A 4,912-nucleotide genomic window follows, 5' to 3' on the forward strand; every position below is an offset into this window, starting at 1 on the left:
TTCAGACGTGTGCTCTTCCGATCTGGAAATAAAGTTGCCTTTGTATCACCTGCCTACTGGATTCCGCAAGAGTCTATTCAGGAAGCCGCTGAGACCGTCAAGTCGTGGGGACTGCAACCTGTGATCGGTCCGCACACCAACAGCCTGAACGTGAATGTGTATGCCGGTACGGCCGATGAGCGCGCTGCCGACATCCTGTGGGCACTCAAAGACGATAGCATCAAAGCGATTATATGTACGCGAGGCGGCTATGGATCCATCCATCTGTTGAACCGCATCCACACGGAGGATTATCAGAAGCATCCCAAATGGCTGATCGGACATGGTGAAATCACCACACTGATCAATGCCGTGACCAGTGCGGGAGTGATGAGCATTCACGGTCCGATGGCTTTCCAACTGTCCAACAGTCTGGAACTCGATTCTCAGATTACGCGCGACGTTCTGTTCGGGACGATCCCACAATACAAGATTGCAGGCAACGACCATAATAGATGCGGACACGCCGAGGGTGTGCTCGTGGGAGGTAATCTGTCCAGTTTTACCTCGATCGTCGGCACGAAGTTTCTGTTGCCGCCTGATCAGGATTGTATCCTATTTATCGAAGAAGTGGAGGAGTCGCTGCACGATATCGACAGACTGTTCTATATGCTTCAACTGCAAAGTGGCTTTGAGCGCGTGAAGGGCGTGATCTTCGGTTCGTTCAACTCCATCAAGTTCGACCTTCAGTTTGGTAGTGTGGAGCAGATGCTGGTAGCCCACCTTCGCGACCTTGACATCCCCATCTGCTGTGGTTTCCCCGTGGGCAGCAACAGTTGTCTGCCACTGATCATGGGTGCCCCGTGCAAACTCGATGTCTCGGTGGAAGAGGTGACGCTGACCTTCAACAACGAGGGCGACAAGCGTACCTATTATATAGATAGACCGTCGCAGCAACTGATGAAAATTGCAGAGTAGAATAATAAATGTGGCAAAAAGTTTGGAGATTTGAAATTTAGTTCGTATATTTGCAAACAGAAGTTTAAAAACTCTAGAGACACATTATATTATTATTAAACTAAAAAACAAATATTAAATAAGTAAATAAAATTATTAAAAAATTAGCAAAAAGGAAAATAAAATGAATTTTTTAAGTTTAGCACCAAATATCATCATTGGAAACGTGATTTCTGCATTTGCATCAATTGCACTCATTATCAGTTGCATTGTAAATGACAAAACCGAGGCATACAAGTACCAATCCCTTGAAGCCCTAATACTAACAATTTCTTCTGCATTCTTTTTGTCCTGGACTGGAATGCTTACAATGTTTATTGCAGCTGTAAGAAACTATCTTGTAATGAAGGAAAAACTTAGTTTCAGACTTACAATATTCTTTATAATTATCACATTGATCATCTGTCCACTAATCAATACAATGGGGCTGATTGGACTATTGCCTATGATTGGAATCATACAATTAACATTATGCAATTATTACTTTAAAACAATCAAATGGATAAAAGTTGCTTTCATCATCAATCTTTTGATTTATGTGGTCTACTTTATAGGAATCTATGACTTTGTATCCTGTGCAACACAAGTAATTACAACAATCATAGCATTTATTTCCCTATTAAAACTAATTATGGATGAGAAAAAAGAAGATGAAAACAAGGAATTGAAAAAGGAGAAAATTTAAAAAAGAAGAAAAATTAAAAAATTTATAAAAATAGGATATTTAATTATAATATAAATTTTCATATATAATATTAAAAAGCAAAAGTTGGTGTTTTAATGAATGAAGAAGAGTTTTTAGAAATATTCTTTAAAAGCCTTGATGAGGAAATTGAGGATAAAAGTTATCTAAATAAATTAAAGAAATTGATTGAAAGCGAGAAAATCACAGAAACAAATTACAAAAAACTAATCCAAAAGGAATTTGAATAAAAGCAAATAATACAAAAAAACAAATCCGAAGGAATTATAATAAAAACAAATAATACAAGAAAAAAAAACAAATCCGAAAGGAATCTCATAAAAACAAAAATCTATTTTTTTAATATTTCAGGGGTGTGATAAAATTTATAATTTAAAAATTAAGGAAATTGAAATTAATTCATTTAGGGGAATTAAACACGAGTCAATCCAACTTGACTCCAAAAATTTATTGCTCTTTGGAGAAAATGGAACCGGAAAAAGTTCCATTGTAAATGCAATTGAATTTTTATTTACCAAAGAAGTTAGTTCATTAAAGGGAAGTGCAGACATAAAACACGACTCAGTCATTCCCTTTTATGGAAACAAGACCAGTGATTTAAGTGTTGAAATAAAATTTGAAAAGCCGAATATCAAAGCAAGTGCATATGATGAGCCAAGCAATAATTTAACAGCAAGAAGAACAATCAATAACTATTCATATCCTCCTAGCTTAATCAGATTCATGAACAGCCTAAGAAATGGGCAGAATATTCTAAATAGAAAAAAACTCTTGACCTATGTCGATTCACAACCTAAGCAAAGATATATAGGAATAGGAAAATTATTCGGTTTTAAATATTTGGATAAACTTGAAGACATATTCAGAAAAACAGATAATAAAATCAGGGACCAGGAATTAAACAAGAAAATTGAATACATCAACTCAATCAATAAGCTGGCAAGGATTTTAGAAATCAGTCAAATCAATCATAGCCAAAGCCAAAGCAAAAAAATCAAATTGAATAATTATGAAAAGACCAAGGAAAAATATGAAGAATGCATTTCCAAACTTAATTTGATTATTGATGGGCAATTTCCCCTAATCAATGATGAAACAAACTTTAAAGAGTATCTCCATGAAATTCAAAAGACCTTGGAAAAAAACAATAAAAAAGAAGTTTTGAATATTCTAAAAGTCATAAATGAATTGGATTATTTGGAATCATTGGATGAAAATTTAAACAATATTAAAAAGGAATATGAAAGATTATATCTAAATAACAGCAAAACCTCAAGCCTTTTATTAAACATTTTAAAGGATTCCAAGGACTATTTGGATATAAGCAAAAGTGACAAATGTCCTGTTTGCAATTCCGATATTGAACCTGAAAAGATTATTTTAGACTTAAACAATAATATAAACTCTTTAGAGACTAATCTTCAAGAATCAGAACAATTAAAAGAGAAGGCAAATGAATTATTAAAAGGGATTGAATCTCTTTATCAATCATTAAATCTCATTAGGCAGCAATTGGAAATGATTAAAGAAGATCCAAATAAAGAAAATATAGGCTCTGCAGAAATTAAAGATGAATCAAATAAAGAAAAGAAAAACTCTGCAGAAATTAAAGAAGATCCAAATAAAGAAAATATAGACTCTATAGATAATTGTTTAAGCTTGTTAAAGGAAGTTTCAAATAATATTGAATTAATGATTCAATTTAAGATAATTGCCCATGATGTCAATAATCCAATAAGCCAAATAAATGATACAATTGGAGAAATAAAACACGAGTTATTCATCAAATACATTAATAAAAATAATAAATTTGAAAATACCTTAAATCTCCTTAACCAATCAATTATCCAATTATCCCATATGGAGCAATTGAGAAATTCCATCATATCCATTGAAAATCAATTAAAATATTCAAGCAAAACCTATGAAATCTACAAAAGGGAAAAGATCGAATATATCAATTCAATTCTTGAATGCCTTACAGAGAAAATCAATGAATATTATAATTTCATTCATGATGATGAGAGCATTAATAGCCCAAGAGTTGTGGTTTCAGGCTCCACAGGATTGAAACTAAAGATAAAATCATTTGATGAAAACAGGGACCCTAGGGAATACTCAAGTGAAGGACATCTTGACACATTAGGCCTATGCATATTTTTAGCCTTTATGAAAGTAAATCCAAATGTTCCAATCATTATTTTGGATGATGTTGTAGCTACAGTTGACTTGTCCCATAAGGAAAGAATAGCAAGATTATTAATTAATGAATTCGAAGATTATCAATTGATCATTACAACACACAATAAAATGTGGTTTAATCAAATTAAGGAACTTACAAGAATTAAGGAAAGAAAAGATAAGAAGAATAAAAAGGGAAGCTTTTTAAATGTGGAAATTACAGACTGGAGTTTGGAAGAAGGAGCTCATTTAGCAAATAATAAATCAGATGAAGAAAACATTAACAAACATTTAAGGGATAATGACTTACCTGCAGCAGCTCACGCCACAAGAAGATATCTGGAAAATATTTTAAAGAATATCTGTATAGCAAATGGAGCAAGACTTCCTCTAAAAGAGAAACCATATTCCTTACTGGAGTACCTGAATGGAGCTAAATACTCAATAGAACACCTTACTGAAAACACAGAAGCTGAAAAATTCTATGAGAAATTGATAGATGAAGTTGAAACCACAAGATACCTTGGAAATTATTTGGTTCATGATAGCGAAGAAAGCCAAGATTTAAGCACTAATGAGGCAAAGACATTTCGTGATGCCGTATTTGAACTTCATAAAGGAGTTACATGTGAGGAATGCGGAAGTTATATGCAATTTAATAAAAAGGTTAAAAAGGCATTTTGCACCAATCAGAATTGCCATGCCAGATTTGATTTAGATTTTTAAAGAAAAAAATTAATCTTTAATAGGATTTTAAAAAATAAAAATAGAATTTTAAAAATTTTGCTATTTAATTAAAGGCTTTAAAAAAATTATTTTCTTTGGAAAAATTAATATAATTTTAATTAATTTTTCCTTTAATTATATTAAAGATAATCGATTAATATATAAAATTATAAATCAGATATTTAATTTAATGAATTTCATATTAAAAATTATAAAAAACCAATAAGCTGACATATAGGATTACAATTAACAAATACACAAAAGCACAAAAACACACTTTCAACAAAACACATTTTACACAAATAC

General features: G+C 32.1%; 3 protein-coding genes. All 3 read left to right on the top strand.

What is annotated here, in order from left to right; genetic code table 11:
- The first annotated feature begins 1,120 nt into the window (after positions 1-1,120).
- The 3 genes from Q0138_RS02420 (at position 1,121) to Q0138_RS02430 (ending at position 4,606) form a co-directional block, all read left to right on the top strand.
- The gene (locus Q0138_RS02420; protein ID WP_297980447.1) at positions 1,121-1,681 is read left to right on the top strand and encodes a YgjV family protein; all 561 of its coding nucleotides are present in this window, start codon (positions 1,121-1,123) and stop codon (positions 1,679-1,681) included.
- Positions 1,682-1,776: 95 nt separating this feature from the next.
- Positions 1,777-1,929, top strand: coding sequence for a hypothetical protein (locus tag Q0138_RS02425; RefSeq protein ID WP_297980451.1), 153 nt, complete (start codon positions 1,777-1,779; stop codon positions 1,927-1,929).
- A 220-nt stretch (positions 1,930-2,149) separates the two neighbouring features.
- The gene (locus tag Q0138_RS02430) at positions 2,150-4,606 is read left to right on the top strand and encodes a hypothetical protein (protein WP_346662264.1); all 2,457 of its coding nucleotides are present in this window, start codon (positions 2,150-2,152) and stop codon (positions 4,604-4,606) included.
- Positions 4,607-4,912: the final 306 nt, after the last annotated feature.

This window comes from uncultured Methanobrevibacter sp. (assembly GCF_937906425.1).
Classification (GTDB): domain Archaea; phylum Methanobacteriota; class Methanobacteria; order Methanobacteriales; family Methanobacteriaceae; genus Methanobrevibacter.

What these genes read in the sequence shown, in the direction of transcription:
- Q0138_RS02425 (WP_297980451.1), top strand. Translation starts at nt 1,777, where the DNA reads ATGAATGAAGAAGAGTTTTTAGAAATATTCTTTAAAAGCCTTGATGAG.
- Q0138_RS02420 (WP_297980447.1), top strand. Translation starts at nt 1,121, where the DNA reads ATGAATTTTTTAAGTTTAGCACCAAATATCATCATTGGAAACGTGATT.